The organism is Alteromonas sp. S005, from assembly GCF_036864475.1.
GTDB lineage: Bacteria > Pseudomonadota > Gammaproteobacteria > Enterobacterales > Alteromonadaceae > Alteromonas.
This window is the reverse complement of sequence record NZ_JAZETN010000019.1, coordinates 20,764-43,526: the sequence shown is the minus strand read 5'-3', so window position 1 is coordinate 43,526 and position 22,763 is coordinate 20,764. Positions and strand designations below refer to the sequence as shown.

The 22,763-nt window shown below is 43.8% G+C and carries 20 protein-coding genes; 7 read left to right on the top strand and 13 right to left on the bottom strand.

Going from position 1 to position 22,763, the window contains the following annotated elements; translation table 11 throughout:
• Together sdhD and sdhC are read right to left on the bottom strand one after the other, a co-directional pair.
• Positions 1 to 348 carry a succinate dehydrogenase, hydrophobic membrane anchor protein gene (gene sdhD, locus V7R55_RS17495; RefSeq protein ID WP_159579156.1) on the bottom strand — a complete coding sequence of 116 codons (348 nt, stop codon included), beginning with the start codon at positions 346 to 348 and terminating at the stop codon, positions 1 to 3.
• Positions 342 to 716: a succinate dehydrogenase, cytochrome b556 subunit gene (sdhC, locus tag V7R55_RS17490; protein WP_071814724.1), complete on the bottom strand. Its 375-nt coding sequence runs from the start codon at positions 714 to 716 to the stop codon at positions 342 to 344. Before sdhC ends, sdhD begins: the two co-directional genes overlap by 7 nt.
• 704 nt (positions 717 to 1,420) lie before the next feature.
• On the opposite strand from sdhC, the gene V7R55_RS17485 reads away from it, so the two are divergent.
• Complete coding sequence (locus V7R55_RS17485; protein ID WP_118494947.1) at positions 1,421 to 2,698, top strand: citrate synthase; 1,278 nt, start codon at positions 1,421 to 1,423, stop codon at positions 2,696 to 2,698.
• A 99-nt stretch (positions 2,699 to 2,797) separates the two neighbouring features.
• Positions 2,798 to 3,220, top strand: a complete 423-nt coding sequence (locus V7R55_RS17480) for a DUF3429 domain-containing protein (RefSeq protein ID WP_334060532.1) — start codon at positions 2,798 to 2,800, stop codon at positions 3,218 to 3,220.
• Between the two features lie 252 nt (positions 3,221 to 3,472).
• Here V7R55_RS17480 and V7R55_RS17475 read toward each other — a convergent pair whose 3' ends face one another.
• The 3 genes from V7R55_RS17475 to V7R55_RS17465 form a co-directional block, all read right to left on the bottom strand.
• Positions 3,473 to 4,933 (bottom strand): phosphomannomutase CpsG, encoded by a 1,461-nt coding sequence (locus V7R55_RS17475; RefSeq protein WP_334060531.1) that lies wholly within the window; start codon positions 4,931 to 4,933, stop codon positions 3,473 to 3,475.
• 520 nt (positions 4,934 to 5,453) lie between these two features.
• Complete coding sequence (locus V7R55_RS17470) at positions 5,454 to 6,317, bottom strand: pirin family protein (protein ID WP_334060530.1); 864 nt, start codon at positions 6,315 to 6,317, stop codon at positions 5,454 to 5,456.
• Between the two features lie 62 nt (positions 6,318 to 6,379).
• Entirely contained in the window at positions 6,380 to 7,345 is a 966-nt protein-coding gene (locus tag V7R55_RS17465; protein WP_334060529.1) for a glutathione S-transferase family protein, read from the bottom strand.
• 219 nt (positions 7,346 to 7,564) lie between these two features.
• Here V7R55_RS17465 and tcdA point away from each other — a divergent pair, with 219 nt between their 5' ends.
• Both tcdA and V7R55_RS17455 read left to right on the top strand, forming a co-directional pair.
• Positions 7,565 to 8,341 (top strand): tRNA cyclic N6-threonylcarbamoyladenosine(37) synthase TcdA, encoded by a 777-nt coding sequence (gene tcdA / locus V7R55_RS17460; protein WP_334060528.1) that lies wholly within the window; start codon positions 7,565 to 7,567, stop codon positions 8,339 to 8,341.
• Positions 8,342 to 8,452: 111 nt separating this feature from the next.
• Positions 8,453 to 8,866: a hypothetical protein gene (locus V7R55_RS17455; RefSeq protein ID WP_334060527.1), complete on the top strand. Its 414-nt coding sequence runs from the start codon at positions 8,453 to 8,455 to the stop codon at positions 8,864 to 8,866.
• A 122-nt stretch (positions 8,867 to 8,988) separates the two neighbouring features.
• Here V7R55_RS17455 and V7R55_RS17450 read toward each other — a convergent pair whose 3' ends face one another.
• Complete coding sequence (locus V7R55_RS17450; protein ID WP_334060526.1) at positions 8,989 to 9,459, bottom strand: DUF2919 family protein; 471 nt, start codon at positions 9,457 to 9,459, stop codon at positions 8,989 to 8,991.
• Positions 9,460 to 9,765: 306 nt separating this feature from the next.
• Here V7R55_RS17450 and rimO point away from each other — a divergent pair, with 306 nt between their 5' ends.
• Positions 9,766 to 11,217 (top strand): 30S ribosomal protein S12 methylthiotransferase RimO, encoded by a 1,452-nt coding sequence (rimO, locus tag V7R55_RS17445; protein WP_334060525.1) that lies wholly within the window; start codon positions 9,766 to 9,768, stop codon positions 11,215 to 11,217.
• A 161-nt stretch (positions 11,218 to 11,378) separates the two neighbouring features.
• Complete coding sequence (locus V7R55_RS17440) at positions 11,379 to 12,191, top strand: substrate-binding periplasmic protein (RefSeq protein WP_334060524.1); 813 nt, start codon at positions 11,379 to 11,381, stop codon at positions 12,189 to 12,191.
• A 113-nt stretch (positions 12,192 to 12,304) separates the two neighbouring features.
• On the opposite strand, the gene V7R55_RS17435 is transcribed toward V7R55_RS17440, so the two are convergent.
• The 6 genes from V7R55_RS17435 to V7R55_RS17410 form a co-directional block, all read right to left on the bottom strand.
• Positions 12,305 to 12,964, bottom strand: a complete 660-nt coding sequence (locus tag V7R55_RS17435) for an SDR family oxidoreductase (protein WP_334060523.1) — start codon at positions 12,962 to 12,964, stop codon at positions 12,305 to 12,307.
• Positions 12,965 to 13,095: 131 nt separating this feature from the next.
• The gene (gene kdsB, locus V7R55_RS17430; RefSeq protein WP_334060522.1) at positions 13,096 to 13,845 is read right to left on the bottom strand and encodes a 3-deoxy-manno-octulosonate cytidylyltransferase; all 750 of its coding nucleotides are present in this window, start codon (positions 13,843 to 13,845) and stop codon (positions 13,096 to 13,098) included.
• Positions 13,846 to 13,888: 43 nt separating this feature from the next.
• Positions 13,889 to 14,083 carry a Trm112 family protein gene (locus V7R55_RS17425; RefSeq protein WP_334060521.1) on the bottom strand — a complete coding sequence of 65 codons (195 nt, stop codon included), beginning with the start codon at positions 14,081 to 14,083 and terminating at the stop codon, positions 13,889 to 13,891.
• A 5-nt stretch (positions 14,084 to 14,088) separates the two neighbouring features.
• Positions 14,089 to 15,120: a tetraacyldisaccharide 4'-kinase gene (gene lpxK, locus V7R55_RS17420; RefSeq protein WP_334060520.1), complete on the bottom strand. Its 1,032-nt coding sequence runs from the start codon at positions 15,118 to 15,120 to the stop codon at positions 14,089 to 14,091.
• Positions 15,117 to 16,865 carry a lipid A export permease/ATP-binding protein MsbA gene (msbA, locus tag V7R55_RS17415; protein ID WP_334060519.1) on the bottom strand — a complete coding sequence of 583 codons (1,749 nt, stop codon included), beginning with the start codon at positions 16,863 to 16,865 and terminating at the stop codon, positions 15,117 to 15,119. Before msbA ends, lpxK begins: the two co-directional genes overlap by 4 nt.
• Before the next feature lie 242 nt (positions 16,866 to 17,107).
• The gene (locus tag V7R55_RS17410; protein ID WP_438823606.1) at positions 17,108 to 19,744 is read right to left on the bottom strand and encodes a ComEC/Rec2 family competence protein; all 2,637 of its coding nucleotides are present in this window, start codon (positions 19,742 to 19,744) and stop codon (positions 17,108 to 17,110) included.
• A 210-nt stretch (positions 19,745 to 19,954) separates the two neighbouring features.
• Here V7R55_RS17410 and V7R55_RS17405 point away from each other — a divergent pair, with 210 nt between their 5' ends.
• Complete coding sequence (locus V7R55_RS17405) at positions 19,955 to 20,482, top strand: DUF2062 domain-containing protein (RefSeq protein ID WP_179983377.1); 528 nt, start codon at positions 19,955 to 19,957, stop codon at positions 20,480 to 20,482.
• 213 nt (positions 20,483 to 20,695) lie between these two features.
• On the opposite strand, the gene ligA is transcribed toward V7R55_RS17405, so the two are convergent.
• The gene (gene ligA, locus V7R55_RS17400; protein WP_334060517.1) at positions 20,696 to 22,732 is read right to left on the bottom strand and encodes an NAD-dependent DNA ligase LigA; all 2,037 of its coding nucleotides are present in this window, start codon (positions 22,730 to 22,732) and stop codon (positions 20,696 to 20,698) included.
• Between the last annotated feature and the right edge of the window lie 31 nt (positions 22,733 to 22,763).

The following is a 22,763-nucleotide window of genomic DNA, read 5'->3' as shown; positions in this document are numbered from 1 at the left end:
TTACACTCCCCACAGTACGAATAGGCCAACAGCTACATAGCCGAACGCGATGATATTTAGTATATATTGTAGTCCTGCGCGCAGACCTGTTGCTTTAACATAGTCTGTTAGCACCTGCCATAGGCCGATGCGCACGTGGATCATCACTGCTACTAGTGCTGCCAATGTGAAAACTTTCATAGCTAGGCCAGAGAACAAACCTCGCCATTCGATAAACGTCAGGTTATCTGTGGTGATGAAAAACCACGCCATGAAAACCGAGTACGCGAAAATAATTGCTGCTGTAGCGCGAAGTGAAACGTAATCTTGTACGCCGTCACGCTTAATGCTTGCTTGGTTGGTTACCATAATGCAACTCCCAATACTACGGTCAGTACAACCCAAAGTGCGATTACTGCTTTTGCACTTGTGTTACCCGACTCTAATTCTTCCCAGTGACCTAAATCCATAACAACGTGTCTTAGGCCGCCTAGAATGTGATATGTCAGCGCTGAAGCTGTGCCAATTGCGACAAATTTTCCAAGGAAACCGTCCATGATTGCTTGTACGTTCGCGAAACCTTCTGGCGAGTGAACAGATACTGCCCACGCCCAAATAACGAAAAGTAGCGCGAAGAACATTGCAACACCGGTTACACGGTGGAGAATTGACGAAATAGCAGAGGGCGGAAATTTAATAGTATTGAGTTCTAAATTTACTGGTCTTTGCTTTTTCACAATGTATGCCTGTTTAATCCGTAGGGGATAATGAATTCCTCACCTTTATTATGTCCTGAGTAAGTAAATTCGATTTTTAACCTGTTAATTGCCTCATCCACTGAGTTGTTAACAATTTGTGAATTATTCTTTAATGCCTGTAACAGAATAAATATTCTGTTTCTCAAGCACCGCTGAGTATATCCAGCGTAGTATATAATTACAATTTTTTGTGCCGTAGTAAGACTTTAGTCGCTATATGCACTTTAATGATAATTATTTTGCTAAAAAAAAGATCAAAATTGGGCGCAACCCGTTATGACGAGTGCAATTACAGTTTTTAAAAGTTTATCAGTAGCTAATTGGAATAACTATGCATATCAATAAGAAATTAAGCACTTTTAATCTGTATGCGTAATTATTCCCCATGAAAAGGTTACTTTTTAATCTGACCTGTTAATATATTTATTAATCGGTGGTTTACCTTTAGCTAAAAGCCATCGATAATTGCACTGTATCGGGCAAAGTGATTTCCCAACGAGTTAATCGAATGTGACTTTATTGCTAGTATTTTTTTACGCAATTCAGAATATTTATTGTTCAAATATGCAATTAAATTGACTTGTTGGTACATAATAAAGTACAAATACGCCCACTTTTCCCAACGAAGCGGACATTTTCGTCCGTTTTCGCTGCAAACAGAACCATTCTGAGGAGAGCATTTTATGGCAGATCAGAAAGCCATTCTTAAAGCCGGCGGTAAGGAAATCGAGCTTCCTATCTTGTCTGGCACCGAAGGACAAGATGTAATCGATGTCCGTACGTTAGGCCAACACGGTTACTTCACGTACGACCCAGGTTTTATGGCGACAGGATCTTGCGAGTCTTCAATTACCTACATTGATGGCGCTCAAGGTGTTTTATTACACCGCGGTTTCCCTATCGAAGAATTAGCGCGTGATGCAGACTACTTAGAAGTTTGTCACATGCTTCTTCACGGTGATGCACCAACAAAAGAACAGTACGAAGAGTTTAAAGAGACGATTACTCGTCACACCATGGTACACGAACAAATTAACATGTTCTTCCACGGTTTCCGCAACGACGCACACCCAATGGCAATGCTATGCGGTACCGTAGGCGCTATGTCTTCGTTCTACCACAGTGATTTAGACGTTTCTAATGAAGAGCAGCGCATTCGCAGCGCGCATCGTCTAATCGCTAAGATGCCAACGCTTGTGGCGATGTGTTACAAGTACAATATTGGCCAGCCATTCGTTTATCCACGCAATGACCTAAGCTACGCAGCTAACTTCCTGAACATGATGTTCTCTGTACCAGCAGAAGAATATCAAATCAGCCCAGCTGTTGAGCGCGCAATGGACCGTATCTTTACGCTTCACGCTGACCACGAACAGAATGCGTCAACGTCTACCGTACGTCTAGCTGGTTCTTCTGGTGCAAACCCATATGCATGTATTTCTGCAGGTGTTGCATCACTTTGGGGCCCTGCTCACGGCGGCGCGAACGAAGCATGTCTTAACATGCTAGAAGAAATCGGTACTGTAGACCGCATTCCAGAGTTTATTGCTCGTGCAAAAGACAAGAGCGACCCGTTCCGTCTTATGGGCTTTGGTCACCGCGTTTACAAAAATCACGACCCTCGTGCTACGGTAATGCGTGAAAGCTGTCACGAAGTACTAAGCGAGCTTAACGTTAAAGATCCACTACTAGAAGTAGCAATGGAACTTGAAAAGATTGCGTTGAGCGACCCATACTTTGCAGAGAAGAAACTGTTCCCGAACGTAGACTTCTACTCAGGTATCGTGCTTAAGGCAATTGGTATTCCTACCAACATGTTTACGTGTATCTTTGCCCTATCTCGTACAGTAGGCTGGATTTCACACTGGCATGAAATGATGAGCGACCCTAAACAAAAGATTGGTCGTCCTCGTCAGCTATACACTGGTCACAATCAGCGTAAGTACACGCCAATTAAGTAATAATTCAGGTAACACTGAACTAAGTATTACGCTTAATAGTAAAAATAGCGCCTTCATGGCGCTATTTTTGTTTATACAAACCACCGTTAAGGAACAACCATGCCCTACTCTGCGGTTTTTTTAGGTATCGCCGGTCTTATTCCTTTTGTTGCTATGCCACTGGCTTATCAGCTTAACTTGTTATCACTAACACAAAGTGCTGTTTACTTTGTTCAATACTCTGCTGTGCTGTTATCTTTCTTTGGCGGTATTCATTGGTGGGACTCTGTAAGCAGCCAGCGATATGATAAGCAAATGCTTATAGCAATGTTGCCTACCATTATTGGGTGGCTATGTTTGGTGTTCTCACACGATGTTAAGGTGTTTGGTGTTTTATCACTAAGCTATGTCGCTGTACTCATTTATGACAAGTTTACCCTCAGCCTTCCTAAAGAGCAGATTGTGAGCTATGTCAGTCTGCGAATGGGATTGACTAGCGTAGTCGTTATCTGTCACGCATGGATGATTTATTTGCTCGTTTAGCACTAAACCTAGCTAGAAGTGTATGTCGCTTACAACTCTTATCTCAGCTCTAGTGAAGTGCTAAAAACCAATTGTGTATCAGGTGCATTGGGTAGCAGGTTGTCTGTGCGCCCACTTTAAAGTTACGCATAACCACACCAAGCTATTGATCTAATTGTTTTTTAGCGCACCTCTAATAAAAATAAGAAAGGCGGTAACTTTTAACATTACCGCCTTCACTTATTAAGTTTCTTGTTAAGAACAATGTAACTACTATTCAGCGCGAATAAGCGAAAGTAACTCTTCTGTTTTCTGCTCCATTAGCGCAATGTTGCCTTTACTTTCAACATTTAATCGAATTACTGGTTCGGTATTCGATTTACGCAAGTTAAAGCGCCATGTGTCGAATTCTAACCCTAACCCATCAGTTGTATCGATGACGCTAGCGAGGGGCTGGTACTTACTCGTAACGCGCTCAAGTGCAGCGTCAGCATCTTTTAGTTTGCTGTTAATTTCGCCTGACGAAGGGAAAGCCTGAATACGCTCTTTAACCATGCTTGCGAGTGTTTGCTTTTTCACGCATACCAATTCGGCAATCAATAACCAGGGGATCATACCTGAATCACAGTAAGCAAAATCTCTAAAATAGTGATGTGCGCTCATTTCTCCACCATAAACAGCATCTTCTTTACGCATACGTTCTTTAATGAACGCATGGCCTGTTTTAGATTTGATAGGTGTACCGCCTGCATTCGTTACGATATCTTCAGTATTCCAGTACACGCGTGGGTCATAAATGATTTTGCTGTCGGTATTTTTCTCGATAAAGGCTTCAGCTAACAAGCCAACAATGTAATACCCTTCAATAAATTCTCCGTCTGCGTCAAACAAGAAGCAGCGATCAAAATCACCATCCCAAGCAATACCGAAGTCAGCACCTGACGCTTTAACAGCGTCAGCGGTGTCAGCACGGTTTTCAGGTAGCAACGGGTTAGGTATGCCGTTTGGAAATGTACCATCTGCATTGTGATGCACTTTTACAAACTCAATCGGTACACCCTGCACTTTCATTGCTTTTTCAATGGCGTCAAGCGCAGGGCCTGCCGCGCCGTTACCAGCATTAACCACCACTTTTAGCGGCGTGAAATTGCTTAGATTGACATAAGATAGCATGTGAGACACGTAGTCAGACATGCACGACTTAACCGCATATTGTTCGGTTTCAGTAAGCTTGTTTTCTTTTACGTGAGCCGTACCATTAAAGAACGCGTCAGCGTCGATTATCGCCCCCTCCGTGTAGTGTGCTAATCGCTCTGACACAAAACTCTCTTCTAAGGCTTCCGCTTTTTCTTTGATTGCGTTGAGCCCTGTGTCACCGCTAATTGGCACAGAGCCTGACTTCACCAGTTTCATGCCATTGTAATTAATGGGGTTATGACTTGCCGTTACTTCAATACCACCATCAACGCCAAGGTGTTTGGTAGCGAAGTAAATTTCTTCTGTCCCTGCCATGCCAATATCAGTCACGGTTGCACCGGCATCGATAAGGCCCGCGCTTAGCGCTAATTTTAATGGTGTTGACGTAAGACGCACATCACTACCAACAACAACAGTCTTTGCATTTAATTCTTGCGCAAAAGCATAGCCAATTCGATACGCTACATCTTCGGTTAGCTGTGAGTTTAATTCGCCACGAATATCGTATGCTTTAAAGCAGGTAATTGGGGTTGCCATCTAGATCGAAATTCCCTGTGTTTTAACTATTTATGATTACATTACCTTCTTTTACGACTTAAAAGCGCACATCGCACCTTTGTTTTTGCCGTAAGAGAGAAAAATATGTGATTATACCAACCCGTATATATCATTCCCCACTCAGAAGGCGCGGACTGGTATTAGAATTACTGATATTAAATCACTTGAGGGAGTGAATTACTATTTCAATTTAAATAGCCCAGGATTTGGCTATCCCGGTGTAGCATCAATGAGCTTATAGCGCGAGTTCGAAGTAGATACTGTTATGAAGAGTGCCTTGATGTTGATACTTTTGGCGAAAGCACAGCGTAGGATTAAAACCACTCTTGATAAGGACTTTTTCAGAAGCGGGGTTGTTTTTTCAGCGACGCTTTCAAAGTGCATTGGCAGTGCAGCTCCTTGCTGAAACTAATATAGCGGCATTGGTTAAAATATCAGCGCAATACCAGTTTGCGCAGACAATCACCGATAGTCGAATTAAGACAGACAAACCCTGTATCTACTTCGCTAATGAACCGCTTTGGTAATCATTAAATGCCTGAATAATTTCCTGCTGAGTATTCATTACAAAAGGTCCATATTGGACCACAGGCTCGTTAATAGGTTTACCTGAGACCACTATAAACTTGCATTTCGCTTCAGAAGATACGAAAAGCTGCTCACCATGATGTGACAACACGCCTAGTTCTCCCTGTGAAACAATAGTTCCTGTGCTTTGAGTGCCTTCGTTAACGACCACTCTACCCTCATATACATAGATGAAAGCAGCTTCATCCGGGCTCATGGCAATATCTGCACTTCCGCTTTTTATCGAAACGTCTAAAAAGGTGGGCGCAACCGCTGTCGTCCTAACTGGCCCTTCAACGCCATTAACTTCACCGGCTAACACTTTCACTTCGGCGTCTTGTACGCGGACAGTAGGGACATTATCTGGCTGTATGTCTTGGTAGTTTGGCGCCGACATCTTTTCTGAAGCCGGAAGGTTTACCCAAAGCTGGAAGCCTTGTAACAAACCCTTTTCCTGTTCGGGCATTTCTTCGTGAATGATGCCACGCCCTGCATTCATCCATTGTATTCCACCAGCTTCAATGACCCCTTCATTGCCAACAGAGTCTTTATGACGCATTTTACCTGCGAGCATGTAGGTTACTGTCTGGAAGCCTCGGTGAGGATGTGGAGGAAAACCAGCAATGTATTCACCCGGATTATCTGAACCAAAAAAATCTAACATGAGAAAGGGGTCGAGCCGAGGTAGATCAGGTTGCCCAATAATACGGGTTAGAGACACGCCCGCTCCATCACTGGTTGGCATACCTGTTACCACTTTTTCTATCGTCTTTTGTTCGTTCACTTCAACTGACATTATGTGTATATACCTTAATCTTCGACCTTCAATCTCTACTTCGAGTTTCGCGTTTTGGTCTTTTAACTTTTCATTTTATCGCGTCCATGAGGCGCCATAAGATCTTGCTCTGGCCCAACAGGAATGACTTGCGTAGGGTTAATCATTGTATGGCTGTAGTAATAGTGTCGTTTGATATGGTCAAAGTTGACTGTCTCAGCAATACCCGAAACTTGATAAAGCTCTCTCATGTACCCGTAAATATTTGGATAGTCTGAAATTTGCTTTTTATTGCATTTAAAGTGACCGTGGTAGACAGCGTCAAACCGAATGAGCGTAGTAAATAATCGCCAGTCAGCTTCCGTAATTTGTTCACCAACTAAATAGCGTTGTTTACTTAACCTTTCTTCGACTCGGTCCAGCGAGTCAAACAATACAGTGACTGCCTCTTCATAAGCCTCTTGCGTTGTTGCAAACCCGGCTTTATACACACCGTTGTTAATGTCGTGATACACCATGTTATTGATGGTATCAATTTCTTCGCGTAGTGCCTCGGGATAGTAATCGTCGTCATTATTAGTTAGTGAGTTAAACCCACTATTAAAAATACGAATAATCTCAGCTGATTCGTTATTGACGATGGTTTCAGTTTGTTTATCCCACAGAATTGGAACCGTAACGCGAGTTGTTATTTCGGGCTTTGCTTTAGTATAAATTTGGTGCGCGTAATCAAAACCGTAAAGCTTATCTCCCGTCGACCCCGGATAATCTTTAAACTCCCACCCTTCATTCAGCATTTCAGGATGAACTACGGAAACATCAATATGCGCCTCTAATTCCTTTAGCTTTCTAAATATAAGCGCTCTGTGCGCCCATGGACAGGCAAGAGAAACGTAAAGGTGATAGCGGCCTGACTCAACGGGAAAGGTTGCGTCTTCGCTATTGCTAATAGAGTCACGAAACTTAGATGCCTGACGCTCAAATTTGCCACCGTTCTTACTGGTGTCGTACCACTTGTCTTGCCATTTTCCATCAACGAGTAAGCCCATATGCTTCTGCCTTTTCAATTTATCACTCAACGGTGAATTCATTTAAACATGTAAAGGGTAGAACGTATGTTGCTTAAAATCGGATTTATTATTCGAAAAAACTGGAGTGTATTGATCTTTAGTGTTCATTTTTGAGATGATGCGCGCCCTGCTAGCGTGTTTGCATATTTCTTACGTTAGCACACGCCTGTGTTAGTTTATTTTTAAGTGAAGTGAAGCATGTCTGATGACCCTCGTTTAGGTGGTATCGTGCGCTTGTATGGCGCGCAGCAAACTAATAATTTAGCCAATAGTCACGTGGCCGTAGTTGGTATTGGCGGTGTAGGAAGTTGGACTGCCGAAGCACTTGCCCGTTCAGGCGTTGGCACTATTACGCTCATTGATTTGGACGATGTGTGCGTGACGAACACTAACCGACAAATACATGCGCTTTCAGACACCATCGGAGAAGCAAAAGTCGACGCAATTGCAGCTCGGATTAGCTTGATAAACCCAGCTTGTAAGGTGATATGTGTTGAAGATTTCGTTACGCCTGAAAATACAGCTACCCTGCTAACGAAAGAAATGCACGCTGTGGTCGATGCTACCGACAGTATTCGTGCTAAAGCGGCGATGATTGCGCACTGTAAACGAAATAAAATTCCCATTGTTACCGTTGGCGGTGCTGGCGGTCAGATCGATCCCACACAAGTGACTAAGGGCGACTTAGCTAAAACAACGCAAGATCCACTGGCTGCAAAGCTGCGCAGCGAACTTCGGCGTAACTATAATTTCAGTAAAAATCCAAAACGCCGCTTCGGGGTCGAGTGTATTTATTCTACAGAGCAATTGCGCTATCCACAGCCAGACGGTTCGGTTTGCTACAACAAATCTGCGATGGAAGGCGGCACACGACTTGACTGTGCTGGCGGATTTGGTGCTGTAGTGACGGTAACCGCCACATTTGGTATGTTCGCTGCTGCAAGTGTAATTAATAGATTAACTGGACAAAAATAGACTTTAGCCGATAACTTACGCACAATAGTTAAAAACATATAACACCTTGTCCTAAGGGCTTTTTAAGCGTTAACTTGGTGTATTAAAAGCACTGGTGAGAAGGAGAACAAAATGTCACCTGATGAACTCAATAAATTAATGGCCGATTGCGCGAAGGACGCTGTAGCTACTGCAGCTGATGAGTTCGAAATTGTACTCGACAACTCACCTGATAGCGTCACATTGGTAGATGATATTTTACTTAGCTTTGTGGATAAATATCATGATTTAGCGTTAGAAGACGAAGCTGTCTTCACCATTTGCAATATTTTCGGCGCTTATGTCGGTGAAATTTTAAAGGCGCAGCTAGATGGACAGTGGATTTACGACCAATCTAATCCAAAAGCGCCATCCGTATTTCTGAAGGTTGGTGAAAATACCTATGCATTAGCAGGTATTTGCTACGAAAGGCTGGTCAACGATAGTCAAATAAGCGTTAATTCTTATTATGAACAAGCGCTGGGTAATCACTTAGGTAGCCACTAAATATTTATTGGCCTTGTACTTAATTTAACCCCAGCGTGATTGAGCTACATGGTTGGTGGCTCTCTCGATTAGCTCCTCTCTAGGTTGTTGCTATCGGTTATTGGCTCTTAGAAACCATACTTTCAAGGATTGGGCGTTTCCCAATCCTCAACCATCCACTTCAAATGGCGACTCTTGGAAATAGCGTATAAAGCAATACTGTAATAAACAATTTTCACACCTGTAATAAATTCAAAACCCCAGTGGTGATGCATAGCGTAGTATAGTTGCACGCTCAAGAGTGCCAGCACACCTAATTGTGCCAATGGAACAACCCATTTACGCCATGCAAGGTACCCTTTTTTCCACAAGCGATCCCGCTGACTAACTAGAGATAAAGCAATTAACACAGGTAGACTAGCTGCAAGCCCTAACCCTAATGTTTCTTTTTGCGGGTAAAAAAATGCGAGTAATTCACTGGTTTGGGTACGTGAAGCAAGCGAAAATATAAACGCTAACCAATCGATGCAAAGGAGGATTAGCACGCTATAGAGCCAACGGGGCGGCAGAATTCTCCCTGACTCATCATAAAAAGCTAGCGGTAATTTAAGCATATTTTCACTTTTATGTTTTCAACTTTAAATCTTCAAAAAAGAGTGAGTTCTGATGGTGTTAATTTCCGAGACGTGTCTAACGTGGGGGTAAACAACGCTTTTTTAAACCTTATAATTGTCGCTTTAACGCTTTTACCTATCCCTTTTGCGTTTCTTGCTCTCTTAGAACTTTTTTCAAAGCGCTATTTTAAGCATGCGCTAACGACTTATATCGTCAACGCTAAACATATATACTGCGAAAACGCATGTTTTCCTGTATAATCCGCGGCCATTTTAAGCTCAGTCATTTTCCAGGTGATATTTTAGATGACAGTAGAAACGTTTAATCCAAACAAAGTAGTAAATAAAACCACCACGCTAGAAACGCCAGTGAAGGTATTAAGTGACAACAAACCTTCGCAACAGAGCAGTGGCAGCAGAATTGGTTTTGTTAGCTTAGGTTGCCCTAAGAACTTAGTTGATTCTGAGCGTATTCTTACTCAACTTCGCACCGAGGGTTATGACGTGGTGCCTACCTACAACGATGCCGATTTGGTTATCGTTAACACCTGTGGCTTTATTGATGCTGCGGTTGAAGAGTCGCTAGATACCATTGGTGAAGCGCTTAAAGAAAACGGTAAAGTCATCGTAACTGGCTGCTTAGGTGTTAAAGAAGACGAAATAAGAGAGCTACACCCGAACGTGTTAGCGATCACTGGTCCTCACGCCTACGAAACGGTAGTTGAACAAGTACACGATCATCTTCCAAAGCCACAGCATAATCCATTTGAAGACCTTATTCCTGACCACGGCGTAAAATTAACGCCGCGTCACTATGCTTATCTGAAGATTTCAGAAGGTTGTAACCACCGTTGTACGTTCTGCATCATACCTTCTATGCGCGGTGACTTAGTCAGCCGCCCAGTGGGCAACGTGCTTGATGAAGCCAAGCGTCTAAAAGAAGCCGGCGTGAAAGAGCTATTGGTTATTTCACAAGATACCAGCGCCTATGGTGTTGATGTTAAGCACAGAACGGGTTTCTGGAACGGCATGCCAGTTAAAGCACATATGCAGCAACTGTGTGAGAAGCTTGGTGAAATGGGTATTTGGGTCCGTTTACATTATGTATATCCCTACCCACACGTTGATGATCTTATTCCGCTAATGAACGAAGGTAAAATTCTTCCGTACTTAGATATCCCCTTCCAACACGCCAATAAACGCATCCTTAAATTAATGAAGCGCCCAGGCAGTGCCGAGCGCGTGCTTGAACGCGTTAAGAAATGGCGCGAGCAGTGCCCGTCGCTTGTCATTCGCTCAACATTTATTGTTGGCTTTCCGGGCGAAACAGAAGAAGAGTTTGAAGAACTATTGGATTTCCTTCGTGAGGCCCAGCTTGATCGCGTTGGCGCTTTTGCCTATTCCCCCGTTGAAGGTGCAAAAGCAAACGACTTACCTGACCCAGTACCAGAAGATATCAAACAAGCACGCCTTGCGCGCTTTATGGAAGTTCAGGGCGAAATCAGCAAAGCTCGTTTACAAGCTAGAATTGGCAACGAATATCAAGTAGTCATTGACAGTGTTGATGCAGAAGGTGCAGTTGGTCGTACTTACGCAGATGCGCCAGAAGTTGACGGCCTAGTTCATTTAAACGGCGTTTATGACGTAAAACCGGGCGATCGTGTATGGGCTGAAGTTATTCACGCCAACGAACACGATGTATGGGCCGTACTGTCTGAAGATCAGGATGAAGAAGAAGACGCAGATCCCGCACTGTAACTTTCGAATTAAAAGCGGTCTCTACTAACAACTCATTTATTCGTTACTTTTGTTACCCTATCGGCTAATTGCCAGTCGATAGGGTTTTATGTATAACAGACCCTATACATAACTAAAGAAGTAGCACAATCAACGCCGTCTTCTGTGGACGCAAATAAAATATGGCAATGTTCCCCTACTCCAAACCGAAGCATTTATCTCACTACATCTTGTCGTTTGGCATATTACTCATTTTAACTAGTGTGTTCAGTCTTCATGCACTTGCCAGCACAGAGTGTAAAGCTTTACGAACCGCGGGAGCACAGCAGTGGTTTCCATACGCCTTTAACGAGTTTGATGGAAAATTAAAAGCCACGGGGATAGCCTTTGACGTCTTAACGCTATTATCGCAGGATTTGGGCGTCACACTAAAAATAGAAACCGGATTACCTTGGAAACGCATTGAATCTAAACTCGACGCGGGTGAACTTGATATTCTGGCGGGCAACTATTGGAACGAAACCCGAAGTCGAAAGTGGCTTATCACCTCATCGTTCGCAACAGATGAGGTATACCTTGTGCTCTCGCCCTCATTGGTGCAAACACGAGGTACTGAGATTTCGCTTAACGCACTTACGCAATATATTGGTGTAGTGCCACGAGGTATAAGCTTAGGTGAAAAGTTCGATAGCATTAGATTAAACTTGAAAATTATCGAAGTTAAAGACCACGATAAGATGTATGAAATGATACGTCGACATCGTGCTGACTACGCTGTTTCACCACAAAGCGCAGCACTCAGCCACTTGAACGCGCGAGAGAACGATGGCATGCAATTAAGTCAGTCGGCTATATCATCAAACAAAGTGCATTTCGCTATCTCTGCCAAATCAAAATGTGCGTCGCTATTCCCAGAGTTTAATGATGCCCTTAGCGCTCGTTTAAAGGACGGGTCTATTGAGCAGATTATTGACAGATATAATCTAACGCGCTAGCGATCTAAGACTCAATACGAAGACGTAGTTGAAAGGTAAAAGAGCACTTAGTTATAAGCACTCTTTTATTATAGTTCGTTTACGTTTAAGTTCGTGGCAAGCTAGCAATGAGCTTACCAAGGCAATACTTCACCATTTGAATGAATAAAGCGACCGGCGTTAGATACATTTAGCTCATCTATTCTTTGCGATAAGCGTTCGGCGCACGTATCAGCGTCGATATCCCCTGCTCCATTTACCATTTCAGTCTGCACGAACCCAGGGTGGAAGATACCTACGGCAATTCCTTGAGGCTTTAAGTCATTGGCCATAGAAACACCCGCTGCATTTAGCGCAGCTTTGGACATTCGATAGCCGTAATAACCGCCTGAACCATTGTCAGCCATTGACCCCATGCGGCTGGTGATTAACGCGATTTTGCTTTCCTGCGCCATTGCAGGCAGCAGTGTTTGCGTAACTAGAAGTGGCCCCATCGCGTTAACACGAAACTGGTAGTCGATAGTGTTTGGGTCCCAGTCATCAAGGCTTTCACGTCCAAGTACACCAGCATTGTTAATAAGCAAATCAATGTCGATGTCCATCAAAGGGGTAAGCTTTTCAGCCAATGTCTCAGGTTGAGATACATCTACACCTTTAATGATGTTCACACCTGCACTGTTTAGCTCATCACAGCTATTACGACATGTGGCATAAACCTTAGCGCCGCGTGCTTTATATTGCTTGGTAAGCGCAAGGCCTATGCCTCTATTGCCACCGGTAATTACTACGTTCATAACGGTTCCCTTGTTATAATGTATATGCTCTAAAAAGGTTTCACTAACCTTTTACAAGAAGTGGCTGATTCGTTAAGACCTATCGCTTAGTAAAGTTAAGCACCAAGCCCTATTTCAGCACTCATTTCTTGCTATTTTATAGTCTTCAAAAGGCGTTCTAGATCTTCTGGAGTATCAATTCCAACGGGAGGCGGCGCTATCGCAACTTCACAGTGAATTTTATCGCCATACCATATAGCACGTAGCTGCTCTAATGACTCTATTTGTTCTAGCGAACTAGGTGCATACGCCACATATTGCTTAATGTATTGAGCGCGGTAGGCATAAATACCTATGTGGCGTTTGTACAACGACGTGTTTGCAGATTGTGGGTTCGCCATCATGTGATCCCGCTCAAAGGGAATGGGAGAACGCGAGAAGTAGATTGACTCACCCTTTTCATTCACCAATACCTTTACGATATTAGGATTAAAGACGTCTTCAACACTTTCGATTGGCGTAGACAGTGTAGCCATTTGACACTGAGGCGCATTAGCAAGGTTGTCGGCAACCTGTCTGATATTTTCTGCAGGTATAAAAGGTTCATCGCCCTGAACATTAACCACAATAGTAGCGCTGTCAATGCCTTCTTTTTCCACTACCTCGGCAATACGCTCAGTTCCTGACTGATGATTAACAGACGTCATACAGACCTTGGCAAAACCGGCCACAACGTTTTGAATACGCTCATCGTCGGTTGCCACTATGATGTTATCGGCGCCAGCCTCCTTAGCACGCTCAACGACGTGTTGAATCATTGGCTTTTTGCCAATTAACGCTAAAGGTTTGCCTGGAAACCGGCTTGAGCCATACCGAGCGGGTATCACAACTGTAAATGACATAACTTTTATTTGCCCCCTACTTACCACTTAATTAAACGTTTTGTTAGCGCGTTGCGTCTACTTCGTCTAACGACATTGCAGTTGCTTTACTTTCAATAAGTACAGGGATGCCATCTTTTATATCAAAAGCCAACCGGTCGAATCGGCAAATTAACTGGGTGTTGTCTTCACTAAGTACTAATTTTCCCTTACACACTGGGCAAGCCAAAACTTCTAAAAGCTTCTTATCAAAGGCCATTGTTATTATTCCTGTCCGTTTTGGTGAATCTTTAAACCTGCTTTGGCAAGTTTTACGTTTACTAAATTAAAAAAATCTGGCGCCAAATGAGCGGTAACGGGTAAAAACCAGCAATCGTCGTGAGCGAAAGGTGCCGCTTTTACCGCATCTTTTTCCGTCATTAACACTCTGCCATTGGGTATATCTGAAGGCGTTATAGCATGATGATCAGCCAATGGAGTGGCAGAAGAAAGTTGAATACCAATTTCTTTAAGCTGAGAGAAAAAGCGTTGCGGAGAACCGATTCCAGCAATTGCGCTGCACGGCACTTTTTTAATCTCTTCAAGCGTTGTGGTTTTCACTCTGTTAGCAACACAGGTAAAATCCCCTGCGACTAACGTCACCAAATATTGAGGCGCTACGGCATTATTGAATGTTGGCATTGAACGGCTGTTATGGATTAACGCATCAACAGTATTTAAACGCCATTGTCCTTCACGTAATGGCCCCATTGGTAACAAAAAACCGCTGCCCACTTTTCTGTCATCCATTACCACAACTTCAACATCTCGATGAAGTGCATAATGCTGAAGACCGTCATCACAGATAATTAAATCACACTGCAGCTCGTCACTTAAGTAAGCGGCTCCGCGTGCGCGTACAGGGTCAATAACTACGTCACATTGGCTCCTTATAGCTAACAAGCGGGGCTCATCACCTACCTCAGAAGCATCGTCCTCGCCGTTAACTAATCGCGGATAAAACGGCGACTTAGCGCCATATCCTCGACTTAAAATACCAACCTTTACACCTTGTTTTTGATAGTAATCGGCTAACGCCAACACAACCGGAGTTTTACCGTTTCCACCTACCGAAATGTTGCCAACTACGATGACAGGCGCACTCGCTTTGTAAGCTTTTTTAAGGCCTACTTTGAATAATAAACGTCGGGTTGCTGAGACAAAGTAAAACATTAGCGCAAGCGGTGAGAGAAGCCACACTAACGGATGGCCAAAATACCACTGATCGTGCTTGGTTTTACTTTGCACTTGACTCACTTAGCTTCACCAAATTGCAGTGCGTGTAGTTGTGCGTAATGGCCGCCCTTTTCAAGCAGCTCATTATGTTTACCTTTCTCCAGGATTCGGCCCTGCTCAACCACCATAATGCAGTCTGCATTTTCGATGGTAGATAAGCGGTGCGCCACAACAATACTGGTACAACGTTTTTGCAGCGTTTCCAGCGCATCTTGAATTAAGCGCTCAGACTCAGTATCAAGGGCAGAAGTCGCCTCGTCCAAAATCAGAATGGGCGCTTCGGCAAGGATGGCCCGAGCAATAGCAATACGCTGTCGCTGCCCACCCGAAAGCATAAGGCCATTTTCACCGATAACCGTGTCTAAACCATCTGGTAGGTTCGATAAGAACTCTTCAACATGGGCCATCTTAGCGGCATTCTCAATATCTTTTCGCGTTACGTTCTCTCGCGCACCATAAGCAATGTTGTTCGCAATAGAATCGTTAAATAGCGTTACATTTTGTGAAACGACGGCAAACTGGGCTCGCAGATTTTTTAGGTCAATATCGTTAAGCGGCTTGTCGTCTAGGCGTATTTCACCTTCTTGCGGTACATAAAAACGCGTAAGTAACGATGAGATTGTCGATTTACCACTTCCCGAACGCCCTACTAGAGCAATTGATTGGCCGGGGTTAGCTTTAAAACTCACGTTTGACAATGCAGGTGTCTGTTTGCCCGGGTAAGAAAAGGTTACATCGTCGAATTCAATCTTACCTGTGGCCCGTTCAACCTTTGCTTTACCTTTGTCTTCTTCATCATCTTCATCAAGAATCTCAAATATACTGGCACACGCTGCCATGCCTTTTTGGAATTGGTTGTTAATGGTAGTGAGCTGTTTTAGAGGTTTTAACAGCATTACCATACAAAATACCACGTTGATAAATACACCAGCCGTAAGCTTTTCTAGCATGCCCGGCGTACTGGCTATAAACAGAACAACAGCAAGTGCTATTGACGCAATAACTTGAATGGACGATACGCTTAATATAGAGGTCACATGAAGCTTCATCGACTGCTGGCGATTGTGGTTGTTTTTTTGTTTGAAGCGCTTTTGTTCTATTTCTTGGCCGCCAAACATGATCACAACTTTGTGACCTTTAACCGCCTGTTCTACTGAAGACGTAAGGTTGCCCATTGATTTTTGTATGCTTTTGCTTACGATGCGAAAACGTTTACTGACAATAGATACAATGACCGCCACGATAGGACCAATCAAGAGAAAAATAAGCGAAAGCTGCCAAGAGTAATAGAACATGACGCACAGCAAACCAATAACCAGCGCGCCTTCTCTGACAAGCGTTAACAACGCCTTTCCAGATGCGTTAGCTACTTGCTCTGTATCATAAGTGACCTTACTGATAAGCCCGCCAACCGCGTGATTGTCGTGGAATGACACGGGTAAATGGATGTATTTATCAAACAGCTGTTGGCGCATGCGCATAACAACCTGGGCACCAATCCAGTTTAATGTGTAGCTGCCTAAGAAATTAAAGACCCCGCGCAATAAAAACAATGGAACGATGGCATATGCAGCCATCCGAAGATAGTCTTTATCGTTATTACCTAGTGATTCATCAATCATTGGCTGAAGCTGAGAAAATACAAAAGTATCTACCGCGGAATAACCAATCATACCGATAATGGCAAATACGAAAGGCACTTTATACGCTTTCAAATACTGTAAAAAGCGCTTAATTTGATAATCCGAGTTGTCGGCTTGTTGCATGTAGTTTTTTTAACCTGTTTAAAACGTTTACGAAAACGCGTTAAGAGTATTGTACTCGTTCTCACTCTAATTCACTAATATAGAGGCAAAATTGGTTAGTCTGCCAACTAACTGAACAATGTGTGGCCACTTAACGATTATTTAAAGGTTTTGCTGAATATACGTGTTTTAGCCAATTAGCTTTGTTGCTTAGTATTCTCGGAGGCTCGGAGCTAGCTTTTAAGGTGCCGGCTTTTGATGTGCTAGTTATCGATGAGCAAAGGTTGCGCTTCTAAATGTCGCGGGCTTATCCCTCGTAAATACCAGCGCTTATGCAAGGTTTCTCGATGGGTATCTATATGATAACCGCCTCGAGTAAACGTTGCCCTTACATAGCCGTGATAACTGGTTAAATACTGCTTTACTTTATGATGCTTGTATCGCGTAACCACTTCACTTGCCGGAAACTGCCAGCGATTCTCGAAACCTTGGGTAAAGATCACAGCCTCAGGTGCAACATGCTCAATAAAGATATCTGTAGATGAAGTCTTGCTACCATGATGGGGCGCGATAAGAATGTCAGCACGCAAATGTGAAAAGTTCGGTAATGACACTCTTGCTGTTGCCGAATTATTTTCTTTTTCACGATTACCAGTTATTTTGCGAGTGGTGTTTATTTCACGTGTGAGCAGGGCGTACTCACTCGCCTTTTCAATATCACCAGGTATTAATACGCTGCCAGACTGACTAGAAATTTTTACCACACAGGACATGGCATTATTGTCCTGTTTATTACCCTTTGGAGGCCATAAAAACTCAATGGTCAAATTCTGCCATTGGATGCGCTTTCCTCGTTCGCATCCCGCGGTAGGCGAATGAAAGCTGGCTTGTGTTGCCAATCTGTGCTGCTTAACCGCAGATAAACCTCCCGCGTGATCATTATCACCGTGTGTATGAATAACAACATCAATGCTTGAGACATATGTACTTTCAAGAAAAGGCAGCAAATGTGCGGTCGCTGTATGGGCAATACCGTTAAACTGAGCACCGGAATCTATAATGATTACTCTACTCCCTTTCGTTACAGCAATCGCGCTAGCCTGACCGGCATCAAAAACGTGAAGCGTCCATTGCTCGTTATTAACGGGTAACCATTTTTGAATGAAACTAAAAAACGGTATGGACAGAATTAGGACACATACTTTCTTGTAGCGCCATGCAGGCAAAAGAAATATAACAAAAGCAGCAATCAAACAGAGCGTAGCACCATTACCTAGGTGAGCATCAAATGCGCTTATTGAAAAACCACTAAGCTGGTTCAAGAATGACAATAAATATCCCAAACAGGTATCACTTGTTTGAAATAGTGCGCTTGCCAATTCTTGGACTGGCCCGAAATGAATAAAATGAAGCAGCAATAGAGAGAGTAAACAAACAGGCAGCAGCAAAGTTATAACAGGTAAGGTAATTAAGTTTGCTACTAGCGCGATAATACTTGCACTATCAAACCAAATGAGTGTTAGCGGCATCATTATCAGCGTTAACGCTATTTGCAATTTTATTAGCGACGCATACCAAGGTGAGCGCTGTAGCCCCCATGTGGTTACCAAGAACCAAATACAGACCACCGCACCTACGCTTAAGTAAAAGCTTGCACTTAACATTGAAAGCGGGAAAAGCAGCAAGCTTAGCGCCAGCATAGCTAACGCAATATTTATTGGCCTCCATGCATTACGTGAAAGCGACAACGCGCAACCAATAGCTATAAGAACCCACGCTCGCACAACGGGCAAGGCACTTCCGCTTAACAGCGCGTAAAAAAAACAAATAACCACAAGCAAGCAGAGCACTATGGTTCTAATCGGCGCTTTAATAGTTAATAGCTTTGAACGTCGAGTAGTTTTGCTCTTACCATCACCTGTCTTTAATCTTAGGCTAATTATGCTGGCTAAGAAGTACTGCACACTGCCGAATATATCGAAAACCTGTCTGAGTATGAAAATTATCGGGGTAAAAGCTAGTAGGCATATTCCGGCAATAAGTGATAAGTGCATACCCGATATACTAAATATGTGCCCAGTACCTGTGCGTTGTAACAGTACCCAGTTGTCTTTCGCAAACCCAGCCTTATCGCCAAGCAGTAGCGCCCGCCACCAGTTGAGATTATTGAGATTCTGCGCTTCTAGCGTTGTCGCAAGGTCATAGCGCAATGAATGCTCATGCGCGGTTTTATCGTGCTCTATAGATTTTATATATCCAGTGGCATGAATAAACTGACTGACCAGCTGCTGCTGGCGGCTTGCGCCAACGGGGTTGGCTGTACCGTATGCAGGTTTAAGTTTAACAACCGCTGTAAACATGTCGCCATTGTGCAAACATTGAAGTCCAGCAGGCTTTTCTGACGCTTGGGATCTTATGAGCTGCATTACACTACCTAAACTACGCTGTGAACTTTTTACTAATTCAACACTGTTAATCGAAAACTTGTATTGCTTGTGAGCAAGGCGAGCACTAAGGTTGAAAGCGTAAGGCAAAACAGCAGCCAAGGGGGTCGGTGCTATGCCTTTATTTAAAAATGTCGCGGTGCTTTCATCGTTTACCGTCGCAATGCTAACCACATAATGAAACCCAGCGCCTTCATTGTTATATTTTCCAGGAACACATCCCCCCGATAAAACTCGCCCCGATATTGTGACATCTTGTTGAATTTTACCCTTGGGCAGTTGCCAAGCGTAGTAAAAATGCCCTACACTCGCCACCCACAGTAAGCCGAGTAACAAGCCACTCACTGCACAACATAGCTGTACATCAAAAATGGTCTTATTGGACCTAGGTTTTTGCAGAGAAAACAGTAAGATGACAACAATAGCTATCACCAATATGGCAATCATCAACGCCATGGTGTCGGTACTTGGAAGTTTTTGCCATAAAACCGCACTAGTTGCGCCAACGCAAAAACAGCTTAGGCAAATTGTGATACGATTGACCATGTTTTCACGTAGCAATTGACAGTAAGTGAACGTTGCTAGTGAAAAACCGTGCTGCGCAATCCCATTTGCTGTTATTTTTTCTGTCTTTTTTGATTTTATTTTCGAGATGCATTGATATTTATGCCTAAGAAATTTATTCGACGTTTTTTGCCAGATCACCAAAGCATCAAGCAAAACAAAGCGTTAAAAATATTTGGTAGCGTATTGCACGAACCTAATTTATGGCACCTGAACCGTCGCTCTGCATCTGGCGCGTTTGGCATAGGCTTATTTTTTGCGTTTTGGCCTGTGCCGTTTCAAATGTGGCTTTCCGCAGGTTTAGCTATCCCCTTTCGAGCAAACCTTCCCTTGTCTGTCGCAACAGTCTGGGTGACAAATCCATTTACCATTCCCCCCATATTTTATGGGGCTTACAAAGTCGGTACTACTGTACTTGGGACCAAACCTGAGCATTTTGAATTCCAATTCAGCTGGCAGTGGGTGGTAGAAAGCATTAACACCATTGGGCCCGCTTTTCTGGTTGGTTGTGGTATTTGTTCTGTGGTCTTCGGGTTGGCGGGTTACTTTTCGTTAAACTGGGTATGGCGCTTTCAAGTGAAAAAAGCGTGGGAAAGACGTAGACAAATGCGTAACCAGACAGCTCAATAACAAAGCTCCGAAGAGTAATTAGCAGCAAGAGTAAATAGCAGCATTTGCTTTCGATACGATCTAAAAAACGCCACATTTCGAAGTGGCGTTTTTTGTTTTTATCGGAGGTGAGAATTGACAGTGCCTGTGTTTCGCAGTTGAACTGCGTTAGACCGAAAAGTGCTATCAAAGAGACGTCGGCCTAATTGCATTTTTAGCGTTTATTTCACAGGACTATTTTTCATGCTCAGCGAGGAAGGCAACCAATGCAGCTTCATCCCACACATCTACATCAAGTTCTTGCGCTTTGGTCAGTTTAGAACCTGCTTTCTCTCCGGCCACTAAAAAGTCAGTGTTCTTACTCACCGAACCCGCCACCTTAGCACCAAGTAACTGAAGCCGCGCTTTAGCATCAGAACGGCCCATTTCACTTAGCGTACCTGTGATAACGCAAGTCTTACCTTCAAGAGGCAAGTTATCCGAATCTGGTTTTTCAATGGCAGGCCAATTGATTCCTTCTTTAAGAAGTGCATCAATCACATCGGTGTTATGCGACTCGTTAAAAAAGTTAAATATATGGGTAGCGACCACTTCGCCCACATCCTGCACTTCCACTAAAGCCTCTAATGAAGCTTCACGAATGGCTTCCAAGGTTTCAAAGTACGAAGCCAAGTTTGCCGCCGTTGCTTCACCAACCTCGCGGATCCCTAACGCGTATAGGAACTTGGCTAAGGTAGTTTGCTTTGATGCTTCAAGAGATGCCAAAAGCTTGCTTGCTGACTTTTCAGCCATACGCTCTAAGCCAACAACATCACCCAAAGACAGGGTAAAGAAATCTGCGGGGCTGTGCACGAGATCGGCATCTACTAGTTGGTCAACGAGCTTATCGCCCAGACCATCTATATCAAACGCTTTACGCGAGGCGAAGTGTTTAAGCGCCTGTTTACGTTGCGCTGCACAAATTAACCCTCCGGTACAGCGAGCGACTGCTTCATCTTCAAGCTTCTCAACGTGTGAGTCACACACTGGGCACTGACTTGGGAAGCTAATGTCAGTCTCACTACCCGTGCGATTTGCTTCAACTACAGAAACTACCTGAGGGATAACATCACCGGCGCGACGAATAACAACAGTATCGCCAACTTTAACGCCCAATCGGGAAATTTCATCCTGATTATGTAATGTGGCATTAGATACGGTTACGCCACCAACAAAAACAGGCTCTAAACGCGCTACCGGTGTGATTGCCCCAGTTCTGCCCACTTGAAACTCAACGTCAACCAACTTAGTCACTTCCTCTTGCGCGGGAAACTTCTGCGCAATCGCCCAACGTGGTGCTCGGGCTACAAAACCAAGGGTGGTCTGCAATTCAATACGGTCTACCTTAAAGACAACGCCATCAATGTCATAAGGCAAGTCATCACGCTTTTCCAAGATGTGGTTGTAATAATTTAGACAACCTTTACCGCCTTCAGCTGTGTCGATATCTGGGCACAACGGCAGCCCCCATTTACCCAATTGTGCAAGGCGCGCGCTGTGGGTAGAAGGTAAATCAAAGCTGTCTGGTTGTACTACGCCTAGGGAATAGGCATAAAACATCAGCGGGCGTTTAGCGGTAATTTTCGAGTCTAACTGACGCAAACTTCCGGCTGCGGCATTGCGCGGATTAGCAAAGACCTTACCGCCTGTTTCTTTTTGATATTCGTTTAATTTTGCAAAGCCATCTCGTGGCATAAACACTTCACCACGTACCTCGACGCGGTCTGGATAGTGATCCCCTCGAAGGGTTAAAGGTACGTTTGAAATAGTCCGCACGTTAGCGGTGATGTTTTCGCCTACTTGACCATCGCCCCGCGTTGCAGCGCGAACTAACTCACCGTTTTCGTACAAAATACTCACCGCTAAGCCATCTAACTTAGGCTCACAGCTAAATTCCAAAGTAGCAGTATCTTTAAGCCTGTCTTTTAAGCGCTTCTCAAACGCTAGTAGAGACTCTTCATCGAAGGCGTTATCTAGCGACAGCATAGGCACATCGTGAGTAACTTGCTCAAATGCCGACAGCGCTGCGCCTCCCACCTTCTGGCTTGGAGAATTGGGGCTATGCAATTCAGGATATTGTTTTTCAAGCGCTATTAGCGCCTGCATATCTCTATCATAAACGGCGTCGGGAACCGATGGATCGTCTAGTACATAGTACTGATAGTTGTACTCATTTAACGTGTTGCGAAGTTGTGCAACTTGTTGCTTTGCTTGTTCTAAAGAGTCTGACATGGAGTTGTTTTCACGCCGTATAAATAATTAA